Raw genomic sequence first — 23,041 nt, 5'->3', positions numbered from 1 at the left:
CACGGCGTGCCGGACCATGCCGAACCGCCCCAGACCAGTCCGCCGGGCACCGCCGAGCGCCGGGCGTCCCGACGCCCTGTCAAGGCGGTGCTCTTCGACTTCCACGGCACCCTGGCCCAGGTGGAGGACCCCCAGCGGTGGGTGTTGGAGGCCGCGGCGGCGTGCGGCGTCACCCTGGACCGCGTCCGCGCCACCTCGCTGGCCGACCGACTGCTGACCGCCGGCCGCGCCGGCGGGCCGCTGCCGGCACGGGTGCCGCCCCGACTCGCCGAACTGTGGGCCGACCGGGACCTCTACCAACACGCTCACCGGGGCGCGTACACCGGGCTGGCCGAGACCGTCGACGCCGGCATCGACGGCTTCGCCGACGCGCTCTACGAGCGGCTGCTGACCACCGAGGGCTGGCTGCCGTACGCCGATACCACCCCCACTCTGACCGCGCTGCGCGATGCCGGGGTGCCGGTGGCGGTGGTCAGCAACATCGGCTTCGACCTGCGGCCACACTTCGACGCCTGGGGGCTGACCGACCTGGTCGGCGCGTTCGTGCTCTCCTACGAGGTGGGGCGCTGCAAACCCGACCCAGCGATCTTCTGGCGTGCCTGCGGCATGCTGGGCGTCGACCCGGAGCAGACCCTGATGGTCGGTGACACCCCGGCGGACGCGGGCGCGGTGGCCGCCGGCTGCTCGGCGCTGGTGCTCCCGGCAGCCGAGCCGGGCCGGGAGAACGGGCTGGGCGCGGTGCTCGACCTCGCCCTACCAGGCTGACCGGCACTGACCCGACCCGTGCCCACCGTTGGTCACGCCGGTGGACACCGCCGCAGGTTGGCCAGGGCGGACGGCCTACCGTCGTGCCCGTGACCGAGATCCTGCTGCCCACGACGGCACCGGCAGAAACGCCACCAGGCCGGGGCGGCGGCGTCGTCGCGGTGGGGCTGGTGCTCGGCGGGGCCCTGTCGGTGCAGTTCGGCGCCGCCGTGGCCGCGTTGCTCTTCCCGCGTACCGGGGTGGCCGGCGCGGTGACCCTGCGGCTGACCATCGCGGCGGTGCTGCTGCTCGTCGTGTGCCGGCCCCGACTGCGCGGACACGACCGGTCGGCCTGGCTCGCGGCCGGCGCGTTCGGGCTGGCGCTGGCCGGCATGAACTCGCTGTTCTACCAGGCCATCGAACGCATCCCGCTGGGCCCGGCGGTGACGCTCGAGGTGCTCGGCCCCCTCGCGCTGTCGGTGTTCTCCGCCCGCCGACTGGCCAGCTGGGGCTGGGCGGGTCTCGCGCTGGCCGGGGTGGCACTGCTCGGGCAGGGCGGCTTCGACCGACTGAACCCGGTCGGGGTGGCCTTCGCGTTCGGCGCAGGCGCCATGTGGGCCGCGTACATCGTGCTGAGCGCCCGGGTCGGCGGCCGCTTTCCCGGCGCGGACGGGCTGGCCCTGGCGCTGACCGTCGCCGCGCTGGTCACCCTGCCGCTGGGCATCGTCGACGGCGGCGCGGCGCTGCTCGACCCGCCGGTGCTGGCCCTCGGCGCAGCCCTCGCCGTGCTCGCCTCCGGGCTGCCCTACACCCTGGAGCTGATGGCGCTGCGGCGGATGCCCACCGCCACCTTCGCGGTGCTGATGAGCCTCGGCCCGGCCGTCGCCACGCTCGCCGGCTGGCTGGTGCTGCGGCAGGAGTTGACAGTGCTGGAGTGCACCGCCATCGTGCTGGTGATCGCCGCGAGCATCGGCGCGGTACGGGTCAACGCAGCAGCCGCACGGCGCCTGGAACCGCGCTGATCGTCACCGGCAGCTTCAGGGAGCGTTCCCCGTCGGCGTACGACGTGATGCCCTCGGCCGCCAACTCCACCGTGCGGGCCCGGAAGCTGCGCACCAACGGGTGGCTGACGTGGGTGCCCTGGTAGATGCGCGGCTTCACCCGGATCAGGGTCCGCCGGTCGACCCGACCCGCCACCACCACGTCGAGCAGCCCGTCGGTCGGGTCCGCGTCGGGGCAGATCCGCATCCCACCGCCGTACGTGGGGCAGTTGCCCACCGCCACGAGCACCGCGTCCAGGTCGTGGGGAACCCCGTCGAGGCGCAGCGTGTAGCGGCGTGGGCGCAGCCGGGCCAGCTCGACCAGGATCGCCAGGTCGTATCGGCGCGGGCCGCGGGGCCAGCGCATCCGGTTGGCCCGCTCGTTGACGATTGCGTCGAACCCGGCCGCGAGGACCGCCCCGTACCAGCGCTCGACGCCGCCGACCCCGACCATCCGGGCCAGGTCGACCGGTTGACTGCGGCCGTCGCGCACCGCCTCGGCGATCACCGCCGCCGCAGCGAGCGGGTCGGCCGGAAAGCCGGTGTCCAGGGCGAAGTCGTTGCCGGTGCCGGCCGGGATCGGGCCGAACGGCACGGCGGTCCCGGCGACCGCCTGCAACGCCCGGTGCACGGTGCCGTCCCCACCGACCGCCACCAACGCGCCGGCGCCCTCGGCGACGGCGCTCCGGCACGCCGCCTCCGCCTCGGCGCGGCTGGACGCCGGCAGCAACCGGATCGGCCGCCCAGCGGCCGCCAAGCCGTCCAGCAGCCGGGGCAGCAACGCGCGGTGCCGTCCACGACCGGCGGTCGGGTTGGCGAGCACGGCGACCGGGCCGGGCAGGTGATCGTCTGCGGTCACGGGCAGCACCGTACCGGTCGGACACCCGCCGTTCACCAGGGGCAGGTGCTGTCACCATCAGTTCCGCCGCCGACGCGCGAGGTGACGCGACGACGCCGCCCCCGGTAAACGGGGACGGCGTCGGTGGACCGGTCGGCGCGAGGCCGTCAGGTCATGTCGTCGTAGCGGCGTTCGATCGGCGCCGGTGGGGCGACCGGTTCGGGTACGCCGATCGGCGCTGTCGAGTCGACCCGCTGCCCGGCCACGACCGGGTCCGCGTCGAACTCCAACGGCGACACCTCGTCGTCGTCGATGCCGGCGTAGATCTCCTTGCCGCGCCCACGCCGCTTGTCGTTGAGGAAGGCGATGCCCACCGCACCGAAGTAGAGCGCGGAGAGGCAGATCGCCAGGGCCGTCATCCCGAACGGGTCCGGTGTCGGGGTGACCACGGCGGAGAACGCGAAGAACACGAAGATCGCCACGCGCCACCAGCTGAGCAACCGCTTCGCGCTGGCGATGCCCACGAAGTTGAGCATCAGCACGACGAGCGGGAACTCGAACGCCACCCCGAACAACAGGATCAGGTTGGTGACGAAGGAGATGTACTTGGTGATCTCCAGTGTCGTGCTGATCTCGCTGTCGGAGATGCTGAGCAGGAACTCCAGGCCCTTGGCCGTGACGAAGTACGCCAGCACCGCACCGGCCGCGAACAGTGGCGCGGCGAGGGCGGTGAAGAAGTACGCGTAACGCCGCTCGTGCCGGTGCAGGCCCGGCGCGATGAACGCCCAGAGCTGGTAGAGCCAGACCGGCGCGGCCACGATCAAGCCGACCCAGAGCGCGACCTTCAGTTGGAGCAGGAACAGGTCGGCCGGCCCGAGCTGAACGAACTCGCACTTGCCGTTGACGACTCTGGCCTGCGGAAGGTCGCAGTAGGGCTGCTGGAGCAGGTGCAGCACCGGATCCGCCAGCCAGACACCGAGGCCGAACCCGATCAGGATCGCCACGGACGCGCGGAAGAGACGATTGCGCAGCTCACGGACGTGCTCGATGAGCGTCATCGAGCCGTCGGCGGCCCGTTCGAACGTGCTCGGGCCGCGTTTACGCAGTGCGAAGGCCACGGGAGTGGGGCCCTTCGGTCAGTTGTCGCGGACGCGGTGCACCGGGTCGACGACCGGCTGCTGCGGCGGCGCCTGCTGGTACGGGGCCTGCTGCGGCTGGCCAGCGTACGGCGCCTGCTGCCCGGCGTGCGGCGGCAGCGGCTGGTAGCCGGCCTGCGCGTCGGCCTTCTCGGCGAGGTCGCGGTCGTCGTCCTGCAGGCTCTTGGTCTCGGCCTTGATGATCCGCAGCGATCGACCCAGCGAACGGGCCGCGTCGGGGAGCCGCTTCGCACCGAAGAGCAGGATCAGCACAACCACGAGAACAGCGATGTGCCACGGCTTGAGGGCACCCATGAGAAGCTCCAGTCGCTCTGTGTCCGGGGGGTGGTACGCAGCCCATCGTACGTGCGGATCGGCTGCCCGCCACCCACCGGGTGGTGGTGGTCTGGGCAGGAGGGTGAAGTCTTGACCAACCCGCGATGATCCGTCAACCATCGCCGGGTGCGTACCCGATCAGCCGCGCTTGGCCTTGATCACCGCGAGTCGCTGGGATGTGGTGTCGAGCCGACGTTGGACTTCCTCGGCACGCCGTTGCAGCGCCTCGGCGGTGTCCCGCAGCGCCTCGGCCTCGGCGGCCCGCCGCTGCAACGCCACGGCGGCGCGGCGCAGTCGGGGCAGCCTGGCCAGCACCGGGCGCACGGCCAACGCGAGCACCACGAGGGGTAGCAGCACCACAGCAAGCACGATCCAGATCAGCACGGCGGTCAGCCTACTGGGTGCGGCCGGCCACCGCCGGGTCACCCGACGGCGCGCGCTCCGGATCGACCTCGGGCGGCCGGGGCACAGCCGTGGGCGCGGGCACGGCGTAGGCGTCGAGCGCGGCGGCCGCCGTCGCCCGCACCTGCTCGGCCAACTCGACCGGGGCGACCACGGTCACCTCCGGGCCGAGGCCCAGCACGAACCGGCGGGCCCACCCCAGGTCGGTGACCCTCAGGGAGACGAGCCACTGGTCGCCGTCGCCGGCCTCCACCCGCTCGCACGGGTAGTACTCGGTGATCCACCGCTCGCCCCGGCCGATGCGCAGCGTGATCAACGGCAGGTCGGCCGAGGGGCGGAACACGCCCTCGGTGAGGTCGTGCGGTACGGCCTGCGGCGGCACCGTGGCCGGCTCGTCCAGCTCGGTGACCGCGTCGATCCGGTCGGCGCGGAACAGCCGGACGGCCTCCGCGCGCCGACACCACGCCTCCACGTACGCCCGACCGCCGACCATCAGCATCCGCAGCGGGTCGATGACGCGCTCGGTGGTCTCGTCCCGGGCGGCCGTGTAGTAGGTGATCCGCAGGGCCTTGCCGCCCTCCACGGCGGCGCGCAGCGCCTCGACCCGCGGGGTGTCCCCGGGCAACCGGACCGCCACCGGCGCGCCCACCAGGTCGCCCGCGGCCTCGATCTTGGCGAGGGCCCGTTCGACGGCCTCCCGGTTGGCCACCCCGGGCGTCTCGGCCAACATCCGCAGCGCCACCACCAGTGCCAGGGCCTCGTCGGGGGTCAGTCGCAACGGCCGGTCGATGCCAGCGTCGTAGGTGATGGTCACCCGGTCACCGTCGAACGCCATGTCGATCAGGTCACCGGGGCCGTACCCGGGAAGCCCGCACACCCAGAGCAGCTCCAGGTCCTCCCGGAGCTGGCGCTCGGTGACGCCCAGGTCACCGGCCGCCTCGGCGATCTCGATGCCCGGCCGGGCCAGCAGGTAGGGCACCAGGTTGAGCAGCCGGGCCAGCCGGTCGGCGGACGCGCGGGAACCGCTGCGGGCGGCCGGGCGGGTCACCGGGCACCCCCGCCGACGGCCAGCTCGTCGTGGCGCACGGCGATCTCCTTGAGTCGTTGGATGACCGCCTCGCGGACCTCCGGTGGGTCGAGGACCCGCACGTCCGGGCCGTAGCCGACGAGATGCCCGGCCAGCCCGTCCGGGTCGGCGTACGGCAGGACCAGCCGGTCGCCGTCCGGCCCGGCGGTCACCTCCACCGCCCAGCGGCGCAGCCCGGCGGCCCGCCCCGGCGTGGCCAGCACGGTGGCCCGACCGGTGCGCTCCACCGGACCCGACCAACGGGCCACGTGGCTGATCAGGTCGACGTTGGCCGGCGGCTCGTACGCTCCGGGTGCGCCGGTCACCCGGACCGCGCCGACGACCCGGGACAGCCGGAAGCAGCGGGTCGCCTCCCGGTCCTGGTCGTGGCCGACCACATACCACCGGCCGCGCCAGCAGACCACGCCCCACGGTTGCAGCCGCCGCCGGCTGGGCGCGTCGCGGTCGGGCACCCGGTAGTCGAACCCCACCTCGCGGCGGTCCCGGGCGGCGGCGGTCAGCGGCGCGAACGCCGGGTCGACGGTGACCATCGGCTCCAGGCCGAGGGTCGCCTGCGGGTCCACGTCCACGCCGGCGGCACGCAGCTTGGCCAGCCCCGACGATGCGGCGGCGGCCAACCCGGCGTGCTGCCACAGCCGGGCGGCGATGCCGACCGCGGCGGCCTCGTCCGGTTCGAGGAGGATGTCGGGCAGCGCGTATTCGCGGTGGGCGATCCGGTAACCGGGCTCGGCGTCGAAGGCGCTCGCCGTGCCGGTCTCCAGTGGCACACCCAGCTCACGCAGCTCGGCCTTGTCCCGTTCGAACTTGCGCTGGAACGCCTCGTGGTCGCGCGCGTCCTCCGGATCGTGCTCGTAACCGGGCACGGTCGCGGCGATCTGCGCGGCGGTCAGGAACCGTCGCGTGGACAGCAGGCAGATCACCAGGTTGACCAGGCGTTCGGTGCGGGTCCGCGACACGCGGTAGACGCTAGCAGCCGACCCGCCCACACCGTGCACCCACGCGGGCGTGCCGCACACTTGTTCGGATCGGGCCTCCCCCGGCGTGTCGCCGTCCGCGGTCATAGGGTGATCCCCATGTCGCAAGCGGACGCCAGGCCCGAGAGCGAGAGTGTGGGCACGGTCGTCGTCGCCGGCGCCGCCAACCTCGCCATCGCGGTCGCCAAGCTGATCGCCGGGCTGATCTCCGGATCAGCCGCGATGCTCTCCGAGGCGGCGCACTCGATCGCCGACACCACCACCGAGGTGCTGCTCTTCCAGGCCCTGCGCCGCGGTGCCCGCCCGGCCGACCAGCGGCACCCCTTCGGGTACGGCAAGGAAAGCTACGTCTGGGCCTTCTTCGCCGCCATGTTCACGTTCGTCGCCGGCGCCGGTTTCGCCGTCACCCACGGCGTCACCACGATCCTGGTGCACGAGCACAGCGGCGACTACCTCATCTCGTACATCGTGCTCGGGGTGTCGTTCGTCATCGAGTCGATCTCGCTGGCCCGGGCCGTGCGGCAGGTCCGCCGCGAGTCGCGACGCTGGCGGACCACGCCTCGGCGGTTCCTGCGGCTGACCGCCGACACCACCGTCAAGGCGGTCTTCCTGGAGGACAGCGCGGCGCTGATCGGTCTGGTGCTGGCCGGGCTCGGCGTCGGCCTGTCGCACGCCACCGGCGACGAGGTGTGGGACGGCGTCGCGTCGATCCTGATCGGGCTCCTGCTGCTGACGGTCGCCGGGGTCCTCGCCAGCAACAACCTGTCACTGCTGGTCGGCCGGGCCGTTCCGGAGCGGCTGCGCCACGAGATCGAGCAGGATCTGGCCGGTCTGCCCGAGGTGGAGCGCATCGACACTCTGTTGACCATGCAGCTCGGCCCGCAGGACGTCCTAATCGCCGCGAAGGTCGACTTCCGCGACGAGGCCACCGGCGCGCAGATCGAGGCCACCGCCGACGAGGCCGAGCGGCGGCTCACGAACCGATACCCGGAGATCAGGTTCGTCTTCCTCGACCCGACCCGTTCGATGCCGGGCGCCACCGGCACCGCCCGGCACACCCAGGCCGGGCCGAGCCCGGACGCCGGCGGCCCCGAGCCGACCTGACCCACACCCGGGCGCGGACCGCCACGCCCGCGCGGCTAGCGTGCCCGTCATGGTGCGATGGCGTACGGGGACGGTGGCGACGCTGCGACGGCAGTGGACCGGGGCGGTGGAGCTGGACGTCGACCTGCCCGACGGCACGCGGATGCGGGCGCTGGCCTACCCGGAGCTGGTCGGCACGCCCGAGCCCGGCGACCGGGTGCTGCTCAACGCCGGCGCGCTGCTGATGGGGTTGGGCACCGGCGGGTACGCCCTGGTGGTCGCCCTGCCGGACCGGCTGCCGCCGGACCCGCCGGACGTCGCCGACACCCGCGACGCCGGGCACCTGGTCAAGGCCCGTTACACGCCGTTGCAGCCGATCCTGCTCGGCGTCGACGAGGAGGCCTCTCCGCACCGCGACATGCTGGCCGACGCGGACGATCTGGGCGGCCTGCCGGTGGTCACCGCCGACCTGCACTCGGCGCTCCCGGCGATCCTGGCCGGTATCCGGGCCGACGCCCCGCAGGCGCGGGTGGCGTACCTGCTCACCGACGGCGGGGCGCTGCCCGCCTGGTTCTCCCGGACCCTCGCCGGGCTGCGGGCCGAGCTGGCCGGGACGATCACCGTCGGGCAGGCGTTCGGTGGCGACCTGGAGGCCACCACCCTGCACGGCGGTCTGCTCGCCGCCCGCTACGTGCTGAACGCGGACGTGGCGATCGTGGCTCAGGGACCGGGCAACCTCGGCACCGGAACCCGGTGGGGCTTCTCCGGCGTCGCCGTCGGCGAAGCGGTCAACGCGGTCGCCACGCTGGGCGGAAAGCCGGTCGGCTCGTTGCGCATCTCCGACGCCGATCCCCGCCCCCGACACCGGGGCGTGTCACACCACAGCCTCACCGCGTACGGCCGGGTGGCGCTCGCCCCGGCGGAGCTGGTGGTGCCCGCCGACCTGGACCCGACACTCGCCGCCGAGGTGCACGCGGCGCTGTCGCCCCTGGCGGCCCGGCACCGGATCGTCCAGGTGCTCACCGACGGTCTGGACGCCGCGCTGCGAGCCAGCGCCGTGCCGCTGTCCACCATGGGCCGTGGCCTCGACGCCGACCGCGCGTACTTCCTGGCGGCAGCCGCCGCCGGCCGCCACGCGGTAACCCTCCTTCCCTGACCCCAACCCCAGCCGTTCATGATCAACAAGGGGTGGGGCGGATCAGGCCAGGAAGATCAGGGCCAGCCAGCCGCCCACGATGAGCACCAACGCCAGGGCCAGCACCCAGGTCGGCACCGTGTATTCGCCGCGCCGGTTGCGGTCGACCTCGGCGCGGATCTTCTCGCGCCGGCGTTCGATCCAGTTCTGCCGCTCGGTGCCGCGCTCGGGGCGCTCGGAGCGGTCGGAAGGTCCAGAAGTCGTCATGGCGCGCTCAGCTTAACCGCTCGGTGCGCCGGGCTGACCGGCCCCGTCGGCGCAGCGCACCGACGGGGCCGGCAACCGGTCACATGCTGGCGATCAGCCGCTCCACCCGCTCGTCGTACGCCCGGAACGGGTCCTTGCAGAGCACGGTGCGCTGCGCCTGGTCGTTGAGCTTCAGGTGCACCCAGTCGACGGTGAAGTCCCGGCGCTTCTCCTGGGCGTGCCGGATGAACTCGCCCCGCAGCCGGGCCCGGGTGGTCTGCGGCGGGGTCTCCTTGGCCTCGAAGATCTCCGGGTCGGTGGCCACCCGGTCGACCTCGCCGCGGCGCTCCAGGAGCCCGTAGAGGCCCCGGCCACGGCGCACGTCGTGGTAGGCCAGATCCATCTGCGCCACCCGGGGGTGCGACAGCGGCAGGTCGTGCTTGCGCTGGTAGCGCTCGATCAGCCGCAGCTTGCTGACCCAGTCGATCTCCCGGGAGACCGGCTCCAGGTCGCCGGTCTCCACCGCGTTGAGCACCCGGCCCCACAGCTCGACGACCCGCTTGGCGGCCTGGTCGCCGCCGCGTCGCTCGACGAACTCGGTGGCCTTGGCGAGGTATTCCTGCTGGATGTCCAGGGCGCTGACCTCCTTGCCGTTGGCCAAGCGCACCTTGCGCCGCCCGGTGATGTCGTGCGACACCTCCCGGATGGCCCGGATCGGGTTCTCCAGGGACAGGTCGCGCATCACCACCCCGGCCTCGATCATCCGCAGCACGATGTCGGCGGTGCCGACCTTGAGCAGCGTGGTGACCTCGTTCATGTTGGAGTCGCCGACGATCACGTGCAACCGCCGGTAGCGCTCGGCGTCAGCGTGCGGCTCGTCGCGGGTGTTGATGATCGGGCGGCTGCGGGTGGTCGCGGAGGAGACGCCCTCCCAGATGTGCTCGGCCCGCTGTGAGAGGCAGTAGACCGCGCCGCGTGGGGTTTGCAGAACCTTGCCGGCCCCGCAGATCAACTGCCGGGTGACCAGGAACGGGATGAGCACGTCGGCGAGCCGGCCGAACTCGCCGTGCCTGGAGACCAGGTAGTTCTCGTGGCAGCCGTACGAGTTGCCGGCCGAATCGGTGTTGTTCTTGAACAGGTAGATCTCACCCGCGATGCCCTCGTCGTGCAGCCGCTTCTCCGCGTCGACGAGCAAGCCCTCCAGGATCCGCTCGCCGGCCCGGTCGTGGGCGACGAGATCGGTCACCGAGTCGCACTCCGGTGTCGCGTACTCCGGATGCGACCCGACGTCCAGGTAGAGCCGGGCCCCATTGCGCAGGAAGACATTGCTCGACCGGCCCCAGGACACCACGCGACGGAACAGATACCGCGCGACCTCGTCCGGGGACAGCCGCCGCTGCCCGCGATAGGTGCAGGTGACGCCGTACTCGGTCTCGAGGCCGAAGATTCGCCGCTCCATGGTGTGACATTAGCCGCCCGGAGGCCCGGTTCGTCACTGTCAGACCACAGGTCGTGCCCCGAGCGCGGTCACATACCGGTTGAGTGCGACATTCCGTCCGGACCGAGGCTCGCCACGAACCGCCGGCAGCTGTCGTACTCCGGAAGCAGGCCCCGCTCGCGAGCCTGCGCCAAAGTCGGCGCCGCGTCGTCGCGCGCGGACAGCAGTGGAACGTCGGCGGGCCACTCGATGCCCAACTCCTCGTCCAGCGGGTGCACCGCGTGCTCGCCGGTCGGGTTGTAGGTGGCCGAGCAGAGATAGCTCAACGTCGCGTCGTCGGTCAACGCGCAGAACCCGTGCCCCAGCCCCTCGCTGAGGTAGACCGCCCGACGGTCGGTGTCGTCCAGCCGGACGCCCTCCCAACGACCGAAGGTCGGCGAGCCCACCCGCAGGTCCACGATCACGTCGAGGACCGCGCCCCGCACACAGGTGACGTACTTGGCCTGCCCGGGCGGCACGTCGGCGAAGTGGACGCCGCGCACCACGCCACGCGCGGAGACCGACAGGTTGGCCTGGGCCAGCCGCAGCGGATGCCCCACCACCTCGGCGAGCTTGTCGAAGCGGTACCACTCCATGAACATGCCGCGTGGGTCACCGTGCTGCTGGGGGATGATCTCCCAGGCGCCCTCGATGCTCAGCTCCCGGATCTTCACCAGGAACCCCCGTCGTCGCCGGCCTTGTCGCTGAGCAGACCGAGCAGGTAGTTGCCGTAACCGCTCTTGGTCAGCGGCTCGGCGAGCGCACGCAGCTGCGCGTCGTCGATCAGGCCAGCCCGCCAGGCGACCTCCTCGACGCAACCGATCTTGAGACCCTGCCGCTCCTCGACCACCCGGACGAACTCGGCGGCCTGCATCATCGAGGTGAACGTGCCGGTGTCCAGCCAGGCGGTGCCGCGATCCAGCACCGTGACCGCCAGCTCCCCGGTCTCCCGGTACGCCTCGTTGACCGCCGTGATCTCCAGCTCTCCGCGGGCGCTCGGGGTGAGCTTGCGGGCGATGTCCACCACCCGGTTGTCGTAGAAGTAGAGGCCGGGCACCGCGTAGCGGGACTTCGGGCGGGCCGGCTTCTCCTCGATCGAGAGCACCCGACCATCGGCGTCGAAGTCGACCACGCCGTACTCCTGCGGGTTGGCCACCTGGTAGGCGAAGACCCGCCCGCCGACCGGGTCACCGTGGTCGGCGAGCTGCCGGCCCAGACCCACGCCGTGGAAGATGTTGTCGCCGAGGACCAGCGCCACCGACTCGGTGCCGATGAAGTCCGCGCCGAGGATGAACGCCTGCGCGATGCCCTCCGGGCGCTCCTGGCTGACGTACTCCAGCCGCAGCCCGAACTGGCTGCCGTCGCCGAGCAGCCGACGGAACTGGTCCTGGTCGTCCGGAGTCGTGATCACCAGGATCTCCCGGACCCCGGACATCACCAGGGTGGAGAGCGGGTAATAGATCATCGGCTTGTCGAAGACCGGCATCAGCTGCTTCGAGACCGCCCGGGTGATCGGCCAGAGCCGGGACCCGGTGCCGCCGGCAAGTAGGATTCCGCGCACCGGGGAAGCCTAGCCGCACCCGGACAGGTTGTGCGCGGGTCGCACACCAGGAGCCGCGCCGTCCGTCGCGTATACTTCCGGACCCGTGAGGATCCTCGTCACCGGCGGAGCCGGATTCATCGGGTCGGAGTACGTTCGCCTGCTGCTGGGCAAGCCCCTTGGCAGTGCAGACGGCGTGCCGCCGATCGAGCCGGCCGTCGTGACCGTGCTGGACAAGCTGACCTACTCGGGCAACCTGGCCAACCTCGAGCCCGTCCGCGACGACCCGCGACTGCGGTTCGTGCAGGGCGACATCTGCGACCCGGTCGTGGTCGACGAGGTGGTGGCCGAGCACGACGTGATCGTGCACTTCGCCGCCGAGTCACACGTCGACCGCTCGATCGCGGGCGCCGCGCCGTTCGTCACCACCAACGTGCTGGGCACCCAGACGCTGCTCGACGCGGCGCTGCGCCACGGCACCGGCCGGTTCGTGCACGTCTCCACCGACGAGGTCTACGGCTCGATCGACGAGGGCTCCTGGACCGAGACCTGGCCCCTCGCCCCCAACTCGCCGTACTCGGCGTCCAAGGCCGGCTCCGACCTGCTCGCGCTGTCGTACCACCGCACCCACGGCATGGACGTGGTCGTCACCCGCTGCTCCAACAACTACGGCCCGTACCAGTTCCCCGAGAAGGTCATCCCGCTGTTCGTCAGCAACCTGCTCGACGGCGGCACCGTCCCCCTCTACGGCGACGGCGGCAACGTCCGTGACTGGCTGCACGTGCACGACCACTGCCGCGGCATCGCCCTCGTCCAGCAGAAGGGCCGCGCCGGCGAGGTCTACAACATCGGCGGCGGCACCGAGTTGACCAACAAGGAACTCACCGGTCTGCTCCTGGACGCCTGCGGTGCCGGATGGGACCGGGTCGTCCCGGTCACCGACCGCAAGGGCCACGACCGCCGGTACTCCCTCGACATCACCAAGATCAGCGAAGAGCTCGGCTACCACCCCAGCATCACCCTGGACCAGGGCCTCGCCGACACCGTCCGCTGGTACCGGGACAACCGCAACTGGTGGGAACCCCTCAAGTCCGCGCCGACCGCATGACCCGACTCCTCGTCACCGGCGCGGGCGGGATGCTCGGCCGGGACCTGGTCACCGTGCTGGGTGCACGGCCCGACCTCAAGGTGACCGCCGCCACCCGCGCCGACCTGGACGTCACCGACCGCGCGGCGGTCCACGCCGCCGTCGCCGGGCACGACCTGGTGATCAACGCGGCCGCGTGGACCAACGTCGACGCCGCCGAGGCCGACGAGGCCGCGGCGACCGCCGTCAACGGCCACGCCGTGGCCAACCTGGCCGCGGCGTGCGCCACCGACGGAACCCGACTGATCCAGGTGTCCACCGACTACGTCCTCGCCGGCAACGCGGACACCCCGTACCCGGAGGACGCGCCCACCGCGCCGGTCAACGCCTACGGCCGCGGCAAGCTGGTCGGCGAACAGGCCGTCGCGCGGCTGCTGCCCGACACCGGGTACGTCGTGCGCACCGCCTGGCTCTACGGCGCACACGGCCCGAACTTCGTGGCCACCATGCTCCGACTCGCCACCCAGCGCGAACACCTCGACGTGGTCGACGACCAACGCGGCCAACCCACCTGGTCGTACGCGCTCGCCGAGCGGCTCGTCGCGCTCGCCGACGCGGCGCTGGCCGGTCACGCGACGCCCGGCGTCTACCACGGCACCTGCGCCGGGCAGACGACCTGGTACGGGCTGGCCCGCGCCGCGTTCACGCTGGCCGGACTGGACCCGGACCGGATCCGACCCACCACCAGCGACCGGTATCCGCGTCCCGCCCCACGGCCTGCGTACAGTGTGCTAGGGCACAGCCGCTGGGCAGCCGTAGGTCTGCCCCCGCTTCCCGACTGGCACAGCGCCCTGGTTGACGCGTTCCACTCCCCCGCTCCACCCGCCCCGTGGAAGGTCGCATGAAGCTCACCCTCGTCACCGGCCTGACCGGTTTGCTGCTGCTCGGCACCATCGTCGAGCTGCTGCGCCGTCGTCAGCTGCGCGAGAAGTACGGCATGCTCTGGCTCGCCGTACTGGTCGTCGTGATCCCGCTGTCCCTGTTCCCCCGGCTGCTCGACAACGTCGCCGAACTCCTCGGCGTCGCCTCCGGTGTCAGCCTGGTTCTCTTCCTCGGCATCGTCTTCCTGTTGCTCGTGTGTGTGCACCTGAGCTGGGAGGTCAGCGCACTCGAGGAAGAAACCCGAACCCTGGCCGAAGACTTCGCTCTGCTCCGCGCGCAGATCGACGCGGACCGGGCGGCCCGTGACGAACTGGTGTCGACCGATGGTTAACGGCAAGCGCACACTGATCATCATTCCGGCCCTCAACGAGTCGGGTTCCATCGCCGACGTCGTCGGCGAGGTCCGCGGCGAGCTACCCGGCGTCGACGTGCTCGTCGTCGACGACGGCTCCACCGACCGCACGGCCGCCGTCGCCGTCGCCGCCGGCGCCCTGGTCGCCAAACTGCCGTACAACCTCGGCGTCGGTGGGGCCATGCGCCTCGGCTACCGCTACGCCCGCGACCACGACTACGACGTCGCCATCCAGATCGACGCCGACGGCCAACACGACCCCCGGTACGTGCCGAAGCTCGTCGACCTCCTCGACGACAACGACCTCGTCATCGGCGCCCGCTTCGCCGGTGAGGGCGACTACACGGTCCGCGGCCCCCGCCGCTGGGCCATGGTGATGCTCTCCGCAGTGCTGTCCCGGGTCGCCCACACCAAGCTCACCGACACCACCTCCGGCTTCCGGGCCGCCAACCGGCGGGTCATCGACATGTTCGCCACCTGGTACCCGGCCGAGTACCTCGGTGACACGGTGGAGACCCTGGTGCACACCGCCCGCCGCGGCTACCGCATCCGCCAGGTGCCGGTCGCCATGCGCAAGCGGATGGCCGGCACGCCCAGCCACTCCCCCGCCCGGGCGATGATCTACCTCGGCCGCGCGTTCGCCGTCCTCACGCTGGCGCTCATTCGCCGGTGATCCAACGCCTGCTACGCCTGATCCCGCCCGGCACCATCGCTGTTGGTGCCGGGCTGGGCCTTCTCGGCCTCGCCTCCTACGTCCACCTCGCGGTCGCCGGCCACAGCCTCAGCAAGGCCGACTACTCGTCGCTGTCGGTGCTCTGGTCGATCGTGTTCACCCTCGGCATCGGCGTGTTCATGCCGATCGAGCAGGAGGTCGCCCGGGTCGTCGCCGCCCGGCACAGCCAGGGGCTGCCCCCAGGGCCGGTGCTGGCCCGCGGCGTCACCGTCGCCGCGGTGCTGCTCGCCGTGCTGGTGTTGGCCGTCACCGTCGCCCGTCAGCCACTCGCCGACAAGCTCTTCGCCGGTGACGGAAACCTGGTCACCGTGCTGATCGGCGCGCTCGCCGCGATGGCGGTCGCCTACGCCACCCGCGGCGTCCTCTCCGGCCTGCAACTGTTCCCCTGGTACGGCACCCAACTCGGGATCGACGGCGGCCTGCGCATCATCATGGTCGCCCTGCTCGGCCTGGCCGGAGTGACCTCCCCCGTCTGGTACGGACTCGTGCTCGTCGCCGCCCCGCTGGTCAGCGTCCTGCTCACCCTGCCGCCGGTGCTACGCGCCATCGGCGGAGGTCCACCGGTCGCCTGGGCCACCCTGCTACGCGGCCTCGGCCTGCTCACCGCCTCCAGCCTGCTCTCCCAGGTCGTGGTGAACATCGGCGTGATCAACGTGCAGTTGCTCGCCCCCGCCGACGCGGCAGCCGCCGGCGCGCTGCTCTCCGCCCTCGTGCTGGTCCGCATCCCCCTGTTCGTCTTCGGCTCCCTCCAGGCGTCACTGCTGCCCGGCCTGGCCACCACCGCCACCACCGGCGACCAGGCCGGCTTCCACAGCCTGCTGCGCCGGGCGCTCGGCATCGTCACCGCGCTCGGCCTCACCGGGGCCCTCGGCGCCGTGCTGCTCGGCCCGTGGCTGGTCGGCGCGCTCTTCGACGCACCCGGCGTCCTCGGCCACGGCGACTTCGCCTGGTTGGCGGCTGCCACGCTCGCCTACCTGTGGGCGATGGTGCTCGGCCAGGCCCTGCTCGCCCTCGACCGGCACCGCGCCCAGGCCCTCGCCTGGAGCGTCGGCGTCGCCGCCCTGATCGCCGTGACGCTGATCCCGGCTCCGGTCACCCTACGAGTCGAGCTGGCGTACACCATCGGCTCGGTCGTCGTCGCCGCCACCATGGCGACACTGCTGCTGCGCGGCGGCGTCCGCCGACCCACCACCCCCACCCGGCGGCTCGCCGAGGCCGTCGCCCCTGCCGCATCCGGAGGCCTCCGATGACCCGCCCACAGGTGACCGCCGTCATGCTCGCCTACGGCGCCGAGCCGTACCTGGTCAACGCCGCCCGAGCCATCCTGGCCAGCACCGACGTCGACATCGAGCTGGTCGTCGTCGACAACGGTTGCACCGGCGACGGCATCGACATCGTCAAGGGCTTCCCCGAGGTTCGGGTGGTCCGACCCGAGCAGAACACCGGCTACTCCGGCGGCTGCCGGATCGGCGCCGCCGAGGCCACCGGAGACTGGCTCGCCTTCGTCAACTCCGACGCCATCGTCGCCCCCGACGCCCTCGCCAAGACGGTTGCGGTGGCCGCCGAACCGGGCGTCGGCGCCGCGATGGCCTCCATCCGGCTCGCCGACACTCCCGAGCTGATCAACACCTCCGGCAACCCACTGCACTTCACCGGGCTGTCCTGGGCCGGCGGCAACGGCGAGCCGGCCACCGCCCACGCCGTACGCACCAGGGTGCCGTCGCTCAGCGGCTGCTGCTTCGTGATCAGCCGGCAGCGTTGGCAGGAACTCGACGGCTTCGCCGCCGAATACTTCGCCTACCACGAGGACACCGAGCTGAGCCTGCGGCTCTGGCAACGCGGCCTGCGCCTGGAGTACGTACCCGATGCCGTCGTGCGCCACCACTACGAGTTCTCCCGCAACGACCTCAAGCTCTACCTGGTGGAACGCAACCGGCTGGTCACCCTGCTCACCGCGTACCAGACCCGGACGCTGGTTTTGCTCGCCCCGATGCTGCTGCTCACCGAAGCCGCCATGCTCGCCGCCGCTCTCGCCGGTGGCTGGACCCGGCAGAAGACCCGCGGCTGGGGTTGGCTGTGGCGCAACCGGTCCTGGGTCGGCGCCCGCCGCCGTCAACTCCAGGCCGAACGCACCGTGCCCGACGGGGTGATCGCCGAGCTGATGACCGCCCGGGTCGCCCCCTCGAACGTCGACTCGCCCCCCGGGATGGGCGTGTTCAACGCGGTCGCCGCCGGTTACTGGGCCCTCGCCCGGCCCCTGCTCCAGCGCCGCTGACCCCCGACACACAACAGCGCCGGGGCCCGCGTGTGCGGGCCCCGGCGCTGTCTCGTCACCTGATCAGCTGTCGGGTTGACCCGGCCGGTCCTCCAGGTCAGCGGACCCCGCGGAGCTGGTCGGCTTACCGGCCTCCCCGGTCGGCACGCTCGGGGTGTCCGGCCGGTCGCTGGTCGGCGGCGCCGACTCCCCATCCAACAGCGCGGTCAGCGCAGCCCCGGTGATCCGCCGGAACGTCCGGCCGACCCGCTGACGGTCCAGCACCGCCACCTCGAGCTGGTTCGCGGCGATCGTGCGGGCGGCCCCACCCTCACCGCCGACAGTGCTCAGTGCCTGCACCGCGACCTGGACCGCCTCACCGAGCGACATGTCCGGCCGGTGGTTGGACTTCAGCACGCCGGTGATGGCCTCAGCCTGACCACCCATCGCCATCCGTCCAGGCTCGTCGTTGACCGAACCGTCGTAGGTGAGCCGGTACAGTTCGTCGTCAGCGGCAGTGGCCCCGACCTCCGCCACGCAGATCTCCACCTCGAACGGCTTCGACTGCTCGGTGAAGATCGCGCCAAGGGTCTGCGCGAACGCGTTGGCCAAGGCCCGACCGGTGACGTCCCGGCGGTCGTAGCTGAGCCCGTTCAGGTCGGCCATCCGTACGCCGGCCCGCCGGAGGTTCTCGAACTCGTTGTAACGGCCGACCGCGGCGAAGCCGATCCGGTCGTAGATCTCACTGACCTTGTGCAGGGCGCTGGAGAGGTTCTCCGCGACGAAGAGCACCCCGCCGGAGTAGCTCAGGACCACGGCGCTACGCCCACGAGCGATGCCCTTACGGGCCAACTCGGAGCGGTCACGCATGATCTGTTCGGGCGAGGCGTAGAACTGCATGGCCACGGCGGCGGTTCTCCTAACGGCGCTGTGCTGACGACTGCTGGCTGGTGGGGGTGGTCGGGCGGAACTAACCGCCCGGGTTTTCCATCCGGCCGGCGACCACGCCCTCGGCGATCGTCGCCGTCTCGGCGTCGGTGAGCCGGTAGGTGCCCTCGGCAGTCGCGGTCATCACCACGGGGTAGATCCGCCGGGTCAGGTCGGGCCCGCCGGTCGCGGTGTCGTCATCGGCCGCGTCGTAGAGCGCCTCGACCGCCAGCCGCGTCGCGTCCTCGACGGTCAGCCCGACACGGTACCGCTTCTTCAACGCGGACTTGGCGAACAACGACCCGGACCCGATCGCGTCGTAGCCGGTCTCCTCGTACGGGCCACCGGTCACGTCGAAGCTGAAGATCCGACCGGCCCGCGCCGGGTCGGCGGCGGCCAGGTCGAACCCGGCGAAGAGCGGCACCACGGCCAACCCCTGCATGGCCGCCCCCAGATTGCCCCGAATCATCGAGGCCAACCGGTTGGCCTTACCGTCCAACGAGAGCATCGCGCCCTCGATCTTCTCGTAGTGCTCCAGCTCCACCTGGAACAGTCGCATCAGCTCGATGCCGATACCGGCGGTGCCCGCAATGCCGACCAACGAGTACGCGTCGGCGGGGTGCACCTTCTCGATGTCGCGCTGGGCGATCAGATTGCCCATGGTGGCCCGTCGGTCGCCCGCCAGCACCACACCCTCGGCGGCCGCGATGGCCACGATGGTGGTCGCGTGCGGCGCCAGGTCGGCGGCCATGCCCGGCGGCAGCGGTCGCCGACCGGGCAACATCTCGGGGGCCACCCGACTCAGAAACGTCGTGAAGGAGGACGTCCCCGCGTTGGTGAACACATCTGGTAGACGCCCGGATGGATCAAAGCCCGCTGCCACGTGGTTCCTCTCAGGTACGTGATCGCCCTGGCCAGCCTCATGGGACTGTCACGGAACTGGCCAAGACCACCGTTGCAGTTGAAGCAGAGTATCCCGCGCACCCATCCGGTGCGATGATCGTGGTCCAGATGTTGCGGGTCGGCACCGCCACAGATCGCGCAGACCCCGCCCTGCTCGGCCAGGAGCTCCTGAAACTCTTTCTCGCCCACGCCGTACCGGCGCCGCAGGTGGTACTCGCGGTTACCCCCGTACAGCCGCTCTTTCGTCTCTCTGGTCTTCGTGTTGTGACAGGGCTTGCAGTAGCTGGCATATCCGGAGCTGTCCGCCCGGTTACGGGGAAAGGCATCGAACGGCTTGTCCGCATCGCAGGCCGAGCAATACTTGTGCCCCTCCGGCACGGCTCGACCTGCGCGCACCTCACGGTCGAACTTGGCCCTCACCCGACGTGCGTAACTTGCCTTGGACCGCTCGTTGAAGCAGGGCTTGCAGTAGCTGCCCCGTCCCTCCGGCCTCTTCGAATTGGCACAGAAATCATCGAGCGGCTTCCATTCGCTGCAATCTCGGCAGCGGCGAAGCCCGTCCCGATCATTGTTCATACCAAGCATGTCCGATTTACCCTATATGTTCACTGACCTCCTTTTTGTACGTAACCTCTCACAAATTCCTCTGCGTTTTCTTCGAGGACGGAGTCGATCTCGTCGAGGAGGTCGTCGACGTCCTCGGTGATCTCGGCGTGCCGCTCGGCCACCTCGGGGTTGGCCTCGGTGGTGACGTCCTCGATCTCCTCGCCCTGACGGGACTTGCCGGACTGCGACTGGCCGCCGCTGTCATGAGTGGCCACTGCTGCCTCCTCCACGATCGTCTGGCATGAAATCTACCCCGCCCAGGCGACAGAAAGCCCTCACGTCCGCCGTGTTCGGGTCGGGGGCGTTCGATCGCGCCGGAACGGTCAGCCCCGAGGAGCCGACGCGTCGGCCGTGGCTGGCACCGGCACCCGCTCCGGCTCGGGCTGCCGCTCCCCCGACGCCTCCGCCGGTGGTGCCCCGCGGCGGAAGCGAGGCGTCCAGTCCTTGAAGCGCAGAGCCTGCTTCTCCACCAGGTGCCAGGACAGGAACGCCAGCACGACGGTGAAGACCATGACCACCGCGAAGTAGCCGACGAAGCCCCAGGCCGCCGCCCCCAGCCAGGCCAGCATCTGCTGCACGACGAAGGAGTAGATGTAGATGCCGTACGAGTAGTCGTTCTTCTGCCCCACGACATGCAGCAGCCGCGGCAACCGGACCGCAAGGTAGAGGATGGCGTACTCGTAGGTGAGCAGCGCCGGGCCGAACAGGTGACCCTCCAGGGTCTGCCAGCCGGTCACCACGATGGCGAGCACGCCGAGGACGTCGCTGATGGGCAGCTTGTCGCTGTACAGGTCCGCCACTGCGCCCACCAGGAACATGAACCCGAACCGCAGGAACCAGATCTTGCTGAGCGCGCCGAGCAGCGGCAGCGTGCCGATGCTGCCGCTGGTGAAGTACGTCGACCCGCCGAAGCGCAGCGCCTCGTACTGGTTCCAGAGCAGCAGACCGAAGACCAGAACAGCGGCCGCGAGCACCAGCCAGCGGGCACGGCGCAGCACCGCCACCACGGCCAGCGAAGCCACGATCAGGTAGCAGAAGATCTCGTAGCTGAGCGTCCAGAGTGAGCCGTCGAGGACGCTGCGACGCACCAGGTCGCCGTACGGCGTGTCCCGGAAGACGTCCATGATGCCCTGTTGGCGGTAGCCGCCCCACCAGTTGGCCTGCAGGAAGTTGACCACACCCGCCGGGTGCCGCCACAGCCCGTCCAGATCGCCGCGTTCGGCGTACCAGACGATCGGCGCCACCACGAAACCGATGAACAGCAGACACACCCAGAGGCCCGGCCAGATCCGCAGGGCCCGGTGCCACAGGTAGCGGGGAAGGCTGGCGCGCCGAGCGCTGCGGGTGATGAGGAAGCCGGAGATGCCGAAGAAGCCGGCCACCCCCAGGCCGGCCACGTCGACCACCTCGGTCAACGGTCGGGCATACCCGATCACCGCAGTGTGCGCAAGGACGACCGCTACGGCAAAACACAGCCGTAGGAAGCCGAAACTGTTGGCGCGCCCGGCGTAGGCATTCGACAGCGGAACAGCCGTCACCGCACGCCGGCCAACCTGCCGGGCAGAGGGGAGCATCGCATCACCGTGGGGGTCGAGGAATTGGGGACGGCCTAGCATGCCACAAGCCGATCCCCGAAGGAGGCACCCGGACGTCAGCCTCCGGTCAAGGTCTCCAGCAGGTCCTTGGCGCTGGCACAGCGGTCGAAAAGCGCCCCGACGTGCGCGCGGGTGCCCCGCTCCGGCTCCATCATCGGGACCCGGACCAGCGACTCACGGCCCACGTCGAAGATCACCGAATCCCAGCTCGCGGCGACCACCTCGGAGGCGTACTGGGCGAGGCAGCGACCGCGGAAGTAGGCCCGGGTGTCCTCCGGCGGCTCGGTCATCGCGCTGCGCGTCTCGTCGTCGGTGAGCAGTGTCTTCATCGCCCCCCGGCTGACCAGGCGGTGGTAGAGGCCCTTTTCCGGCCGGACGTCGGAATACTGAAGGTCGACAAGCTGGAGCTTGTGCGAGCCCCAACCGAGCTTCTCCCGCTCCCGGTAGCCCTCCAGCAGCCGCAGCTTGGCCACCCAGTCCAACTCGTCGGCGCAGAGCATCGGATCCCGGCCCAGCCGGTCCAGGACGCTCTCCCAGCGGTCGAGCACGTCGATGGTCTGCTCGTCGGCGTCGGTGCCGTACCGGTCGTCGACAAAGGACCGGACCCGCTCCAGGTAGGCCCACTGCAGGTCCAGAGCGGTGAGTTTGCGGCCGTCGCGCAGTCGCATCCGGTGCGTCAGGGAGGGGTCGTGGCTGACCGCGCGTAGCTCGCTGACCGGGTCGGCGATGCCGAGGTCGGCGCCGAGCGCCTTCTCCTCGATCATGGTGAGGATCAGGGCGGTGGTGCCGACCTTGAGGTAGGTGGAGATCTCGGAAAGGTTGGCGTCGCCGATGATGACGTGCAGCCGGCGGTATTTGTCGGCGTCGGCGTGCGGCTCGTCGCGGGTGTTGATGATCGGGCGCTTGAGGGTGGTCTCCAGGCCCACCTCGACCTCGAAGAAGTCGGCGCGTTGGGAGATCTGGAAGCCGCTCTGGCCGCCGTCCTGGCCGATGCCGACCCGGCCGGCGCCGCAGACGATCTGCCGGGTGACAAAGAACGGCGTCAGGTACGCCACGATGTCGGCGAACGGCGTCTGGCGGCGCATCAGGTAGTTTTCGTGGGCGCCGTAGCTGGCACCCTTGTTGTCGGTGTTGTTCTTGTAGAGGTGGATCGGCTGGGTGCCCGGGATGGTGGCGGCCCGGCGCGACGCCTCGGCCATCACCCGCTCGCCGGCCTTGTCCCAGCGCACGATGTCCCGGGGGGTGGTGACCTCCGGGGTGGAGTATTCGGGGTGGGCGTGGTCGACGTAGAGGCGTGCGCCGTTGGTGAGTATCACGTTGGCCAGGCCGAGGTCTTCGTCCGCGAGAGCCTCGGCGGGGTCGTACGCGGCACCGGAGTAGGTGAAGCCACGGGCGTCGCGCAGCGGCGACTCTTCCTCGTAGTCCCACCGGGCCCGGCCGCCCCGGTTGAGTTCCGGACGTGCTCCGTAGGCGTTCACCACCTGCGAGGAGGTGACCATCGGGTTGGCTCCGGCCTGCCCGGGCACGGAGATGCCGTACTCGACCTCGGTGCCCATGATTCGCCGTACGCTCATGCCGCGCCCCGCTTCAGCTCGCTGACGTAC

General features: G+C 71.1%; 26 protein-coding genes. 10 read left to right on the top strand and 16 right to left on the bottom strand.

Annotated elements, in window-relative coordinates; translation table 11 throughout:
• The first annotated feature begins 6 nt into the window (after window positions 1-6).
• Together DLJ58_RS10755 and DLJ58_RS10750 are read left to right on the top strand one after the other, a co-directional pair.
• Window positions 7-765 (top strand): HAD family hydrolase, encoded by a 759-nt coding sequence (locus DLJ58_RS10755; protein ID WP_124855358.1) that lies wholly within the window; start codon window positions 7-9, stop codon window positions 763-765.
• An 83-nt stretch (window positions 766-848) separates the two neighbouring features.
• Window positions 849-1,766 (top strand): EamA family transporter, encoded by a 918-nt coding sequence (locus DLJ58_RS10750; RefSeq protein ID WP_124855355.1) that lies wholly within the window; start codon window positions 849-851, stop codon window positions 1,764-1,766.
• On the opposite strand, the gene DLJ58_RS10745 is transcribed toward DLJ58_RS10750, so the two are convergent.
• The 6 genes from DLJ58_RS10745 to DLJ58_RS10720 all read right to left on the bottom strand — a co-directional run bounded on the left by DLJ58_RS10745 (window position 1,729) and on the right by DLJ58_RS10720 (window position 6,539).
• Window positions 1,729-2,652 carry a diacylglycerol kinase family protein gene (locus DLJ58_RS10745; RefSeq protein WP_124855352.1) on the bottom strand — a complete coding sequence of 308 codons (924 nt, stop codon included), beginning with the start codon at window positions 2,650-2,652 and terminating at the stop codon, window positions 1,729-1,731. The genes DLJ58_RS10750 and DLJ58_RS10745 overlap by 38 nt on opposite strands.
• Window positions 2,653-2,789: 137 nt before the next feature.
• Window positions 2,790-3,740, bottom strand: coding sequence for a twin-arginine translocase subunit TatC (tatC, locus tag DLJ58_RS10740; RefSeq protein ID WP_124855349.1), 951 nt, complete (start codon window positions 3,738-3,740; stop codon window positions 2,790-2,792).
• Between the two features lie 18 nt (window positions 3,741-3,758).
• Entirely contained in the window at window positions 3,759-4,073 is a 315-nt protein-coding gene (tatA, locus tag DLJ58_RS10735) for a Sec-independent protein translocase subunit TatA (protein ID WP_124855346.1), read from the bottom strand.
• A gap of 159 nt (window positions 4,074-4,232) precedes the next feature.
• Window positions 4,233-4,478 (bottom strand): hypothetical protein, encoded by a 246-nt coding sequence (locus tag DLJ58_RS10730; RefSeq protein WP_124855343.1) that lies wholly within the window; start codon window positions 4,476-4,478, stop codon window positions 4,233-4,235.
• A gap of 10 nt (window positions 4,479-4,488) precedes the next feature.
• Window positions 4,489-5,544: a helix-turn-helix transcriptional regulator gene (locus DLJ58_RS10725; RefSeq protein ID WP_124855340.1), complete on the bottom strand. Its 1,056-nt coding sequence runs from the start codon at window positions 5,542-5,544 to the stop codon at window positions 4,489-4,491.
• Window positions 5,541-6,539: a helix-turn-helix transcriptional regulator gene (locus DLJ58_RS10720; RefSeq protein WP_124855337.1), complete on the bottom strand. Its 999-nt coding sequence runs from the start codon at window positions 6,537-6,539 to the stop codon at window positions 5,541-5,543. The genes DLJ58_RS10725 and DLJ58_RS10720 overlap by 4 nt, the downstream gene beginning before the upstream one ends.
• Before the next feature lie 117 nt (window positions 6,540-6,656).
• Between DLJ58_RS10720 and DLJ58_RS10715 the strand changes: the two genes are divergently transcribed.
• Window positions 6,657-7,661, top strand: a complete 1,005-nt coding sequence (locus tag DLJ58_RS10715) for a cation diffusion facilitator family transporter (RefSeq protein ID WP_124855334.1) — start codon at window positions 6,657-6,659, stop codon at window positions 7,659-7,661.
• Between the two features lie 49 nt (window positions 7,662-7,710).
• Complete coding sequence (locus DLJ58_RS10710) at window positions 7,711-8,796, top strand: DUF3866 family protein (RefSeq protein ID WP_124855331.1); 1,086 nt, start codon at window positions 7,711-7,713, stop codon at window positions 8,794-8,796.
• Window positions 8,797-8,838: 42 nt separating this feature from the next.
• Here DLJ58_RS10710 and DLJ58_RS10705 read toward each other — a convergent pair whose 3' ends face one another.
• The 4 genes from DLJ58_RS10705 to rfbA all read right to left on the bottom strand — a co-directional run bounded on the left by DLJ58_RS10705 (window position 8,839) and on the right by rfbA (window position 12,059).
• Window positions 8,839-9,042 (bottom strand): hypothetical protein, encoded by a 204-nt coding sequence (locus DLJ58_RS10705; RefSeq protein ID WP_124855328.1) that lies wholly within the window; start codon window positions 9,040-9,042, stop codon window positions 8,839-8,841.
• A gap of 79 nt (window positions 9,043-9,121) precedes the next feature.
• Complete coding sequence (pafA, locus tag DLJ58_RS10700) at window positions 9,122-10,480, bottom strand: Pup--protein ligase (protein ID WP_088989658.1); 1,359 nt, start codon at window positions 10,478-10,480, stop codon at window positions 9,122-9,124.
• A 68-nt stretch (window positions 10,481-10,548) separates the two neighbouring features.
• The gene (gene rfbC, locus DLJ58_RS10695) at window positions 10,549-11,172 is read right to left on the bottom strand and encodes a dTDP-4-dehydrorhamnose 3,5-epimerase (protein WP_091408691.1); all 624 of its coding nucleotides are present in this window, start codon (window positions 11,170-11,172) and stop codon (window positions 10,549-10,551) included.
• Entirely contained in the window at window positions 11,169-12,059 is an 891-nt protein-coding gene (gene rfbA, locus DLJ58_RS10690; protein ID WP_124855325.1) for a glucose-1-phosphate thymidylyltransferase RfbA, read from the bottom strand. Before rfbA ends, rfbC begins: the two co-directional genes overlap by 4 nt.
• 85 nt (window positions 12,060-12,144) lie before the next feature.
• On the opposite strand from rfbA, the gene rfbB reads away from it, so the two are divergent.
• Genes rfbB through DLJ58_RS10660 form a run of 6 tightly spaced genes read left to right on the top strand, consistent with a single transcriptional unit; the run spans window position 12,145 to window position 17,427 of the window.
• A complete protein-coding gene (gene rfbB / locus DLJ58_RS10685; protein ID WP_124855322.1) occupies window positions 12,145-13,146 on the top strand; it encodes a dTDP-glucose 4,6-dehydratase in 1,002 nt (333 codons plus the stop codon).
• A complete protein-coding gene (rfbD, locus tag DLJ58_RS10680) occupies window positions 13,143-14,030 on the top strand; it encodes a dTDP-4-dehydrorhamnose reductase (protein WP_124855319.1) in 888 nt (295 codons plus the stop codon). The genes rfbB and rfbD overlap by 4 nt, the downstream gene beginning before the upstream one ends.
• On the top strand, window positions 14,027-14,398 hold the full coding sequence (locus DLJ58_RS10675) for a DUF2304 domain-containing protein (protein ID WP_112673548.1): 372 nt from the start codon (window positions 14,027-14,029) through the stop codon (window positions 14,396-14,398). Before rfbD ends, DLJ58_RS10675 begins: the two co-directional genes overlap by 4 nt.
• Entirely contained in the window at window positions 14,391-15,092 is a 702-nt protein-coding gene (locus DLJ58_RS10670; protein WP_124855316.1) for a glycosyltransferase family 2 protein, read from the top strand. The genes DLJ58_RS10675 and DLJ58_RS10670 overlap by 8 nt, the downstream gene beginning before the upstream one ends.
• Entirely contained in the window at window positions 15,089-16,402 is a 1,314-nt protein-coding gene (locus DLJ58_RS10665) for a lipopolysaccharide biosynthesis protein (protein WP_244218878.1), read from the top strand. Before DLJ58_RS10670 ends, DLJ58_RS10665 begins: the two co-directional genes overlap by 4 nt.
• Window positions 16,399-17,427, top strand: a complete 1,029-nt coding sequence (locus DLJ58_RS10660) for a glycosyltransferase family 2 protein (RefSeq protein WP_124855313.1) — start codon at window positions 16,399-16,401, stop codon at window positions 17,425-17,427. The genes DLJ58_RS10665 and DLJ58_RS10660 overlap by 4 nt, the downstream gene beginning before the upstream one ends.
• A 63-nt stretch (window positions 17,428-17,490) precedes the next feature.
• Here DLJ58_RS10660 and prcA read toward each other — a convergent pair whose 3' ends face one another.
• From prcA to dop, 6 genes are all read right to left on the bottom strand, one after another.
• Window positions 17,491-18,312 (bottom strand): proteasome subunit alpha, encoded by an 822-nt coding sequence (gene prcA / locus DLJ58_RS10655; protein ID WP_091408661.1) that lies wholly within the window; start codon window positions 18,310-18,312, stop codon window positions 17,491-17,493.
• Window positions 18,313-18,376: 64 nt separating this feature from the next.
• The gene (gene prcB, locus DLJ58_RS10650; RefSeq protein ID WP_208741002.1) at window positions 18,377-19,216 is read right to left on the bottom strand and encodes a proteasome subunit beta; all 840 of its coding nucleotides are present in this window, start codon (window positions 19,214-19,216) and stop codon (window positions 18,377-18,379) included.
• Window positions 19,135-19,821 carry an endonuclease VII domain-containing protein gene (locus DLJ58_RS10645; protein ID WP_244218877.1) on the bottom strand — a complete coding sequence of 229 codons (687 nt, stop codon included), beginning with the start codon at window positions 19,819-19,821 and terminating at the stop codon, window positions 19,135-19,137. Before DLJ58_RS10645 ends, prcB begins: the two co-directional genes overlap by 82 nt.
• A 20-nt stretch (window positions 19,822-19,841) precedes the next feature.
• Complete coding sequence (locus tag DLJ58_RS10640; RefSeq protein WP_030332902.1) at window positions 19,842-20,057, bottom strand: ubiquitin-like protein Pup; 216 nt, start codon at window positions 20,055-20,057, stop codon at window positions 19,842-19,844.
• A 108-nt stretch (window positions 20,058-20,165) separates the two neighbouring features.
• The gene (locus DLJ58_RS10635; RefSeq protein WP_158629568.1) at window positions 20,166-21,416 is read right to left on the bottom strand and encodes an acyltransferase family protein; all 1,251 of its coding nucleotides are present in this window, start codon (window positions 21,414-21,416) and stop codon (window positions 20,166-20,168) included.
• A 77-nt stretch (window positions 21,417-21,493) separates the two neighbouring features.
• Window positions 21,494-23,011, bottom strand: a complete 1,518-nt coding sequence (gene dop, locus DLJ58_RS10630) for a depupylase/deamidase Dop (protein ID WP_091408647.1) — start codon at window positions 23,009-23,011, stop codon at window positions 21,494-21,496.
• Window positions 23,012-23,041 lie beyond the last annotated feature (30 nt).

It is taken from the genome of Micromonospora arida (assembly GCF_003857035.1).
GTDB lineage: Bacteria > Actinomycetota > Actinomycetes > Mycobacteriales > Micromonosporaceae > Micromonospora > Micromonospora arida.
The sequence above is the reverse complement of the archived record's forward strand: the minus strand, read 5'-3'. Positions and strand labels throughout refer to the sequence as shown.

Bases quoted from the DNA above. Each gene is read 5' to 3' on its own strand.
- DLJ58_RS10645 (WP_244218877.1), bottom strand. From the start codon at position 19,821: ATGCTTGGTATGAACAATGATCGGGACGGGCTTCGCCGCTGCCGAGAT.
- DLJ58_RS10710 (WP_124855331.1), top strand. From the start codon at position 7,711: ATGGTGCGATGGCGTACGGGGACGGTGGCGACGCTGCGACGGCAGTGG.
- DLJ58_RS10635 (WP_158629568.1), bottom strand. From the start codon at position 21,416: ATGCTCCCCTCTGCCCGGCAGGTTGGCCGGCGTGCGGTGACGGCTGTT.
- dop (WP_091408647.1), bottom strand. From the start codon at position 23,011: ATGAGCGTACGGCGAATCATGGGCACCGAGGTCGAGTACGGCATCTCC.
- DLJ58_RS10670 (WP_124855316.1), top strand. From the start codon at position 14,391: ATGGTTAACGGCAAGCGCACACTGATCATCATTCCGGCCCTCAACGAG.
- DLJ58_RS10675 (WP_112673548.1), top strand. From the start codon at position 14,027: ATGAAGCTCACCCTCGTCACCGGCCTGACCGGTTTGCTGCTGCTCGGC.
- tatA (WP_124855346.1), bottom strand. From the start codon at position 4,073: ATGGGTGCCCTCAAGCCGTGGCACATCGCTGTTCTCGTGGTTGTGCTG.
- DLJ58_RS10660 (WP_124855313.1), top strand. From the start codon at position 16,399: ATGACCCGCCCACAGGTGACCGCCGTCATGCTCGCCTACGGCGCCGAG.
- rfbD (WP_124855319.1), top strand. From the start codon at position 13,143: ATGACCCGACTCCTCGTCACCGGCGCGGGCGGGATGCTCGGCCGGGAC.
- pafA (WP_088989658.1), bottom strand. From the start codon at position 10,480: ATGGAGCGGCGAATCTTCGGCCTCGAGACCGAGTACGGCGTCACCTGC.
- DLJ58_RS10715 (WP_124855334.1), top strand. From the start codon at position 6,657: ATGTCGCAAGCGGACGCCAGGCCCGAGAGCGAGAGTGTGGGCACGGTC.
- DLJ58_RS10705 (WP_124855328.1), bottom strand. From the start codon at position 9,042: ATGACGACTTCTGGACCTTCCGACCGCTCCGAGCGCCCCGAGCGCGGC.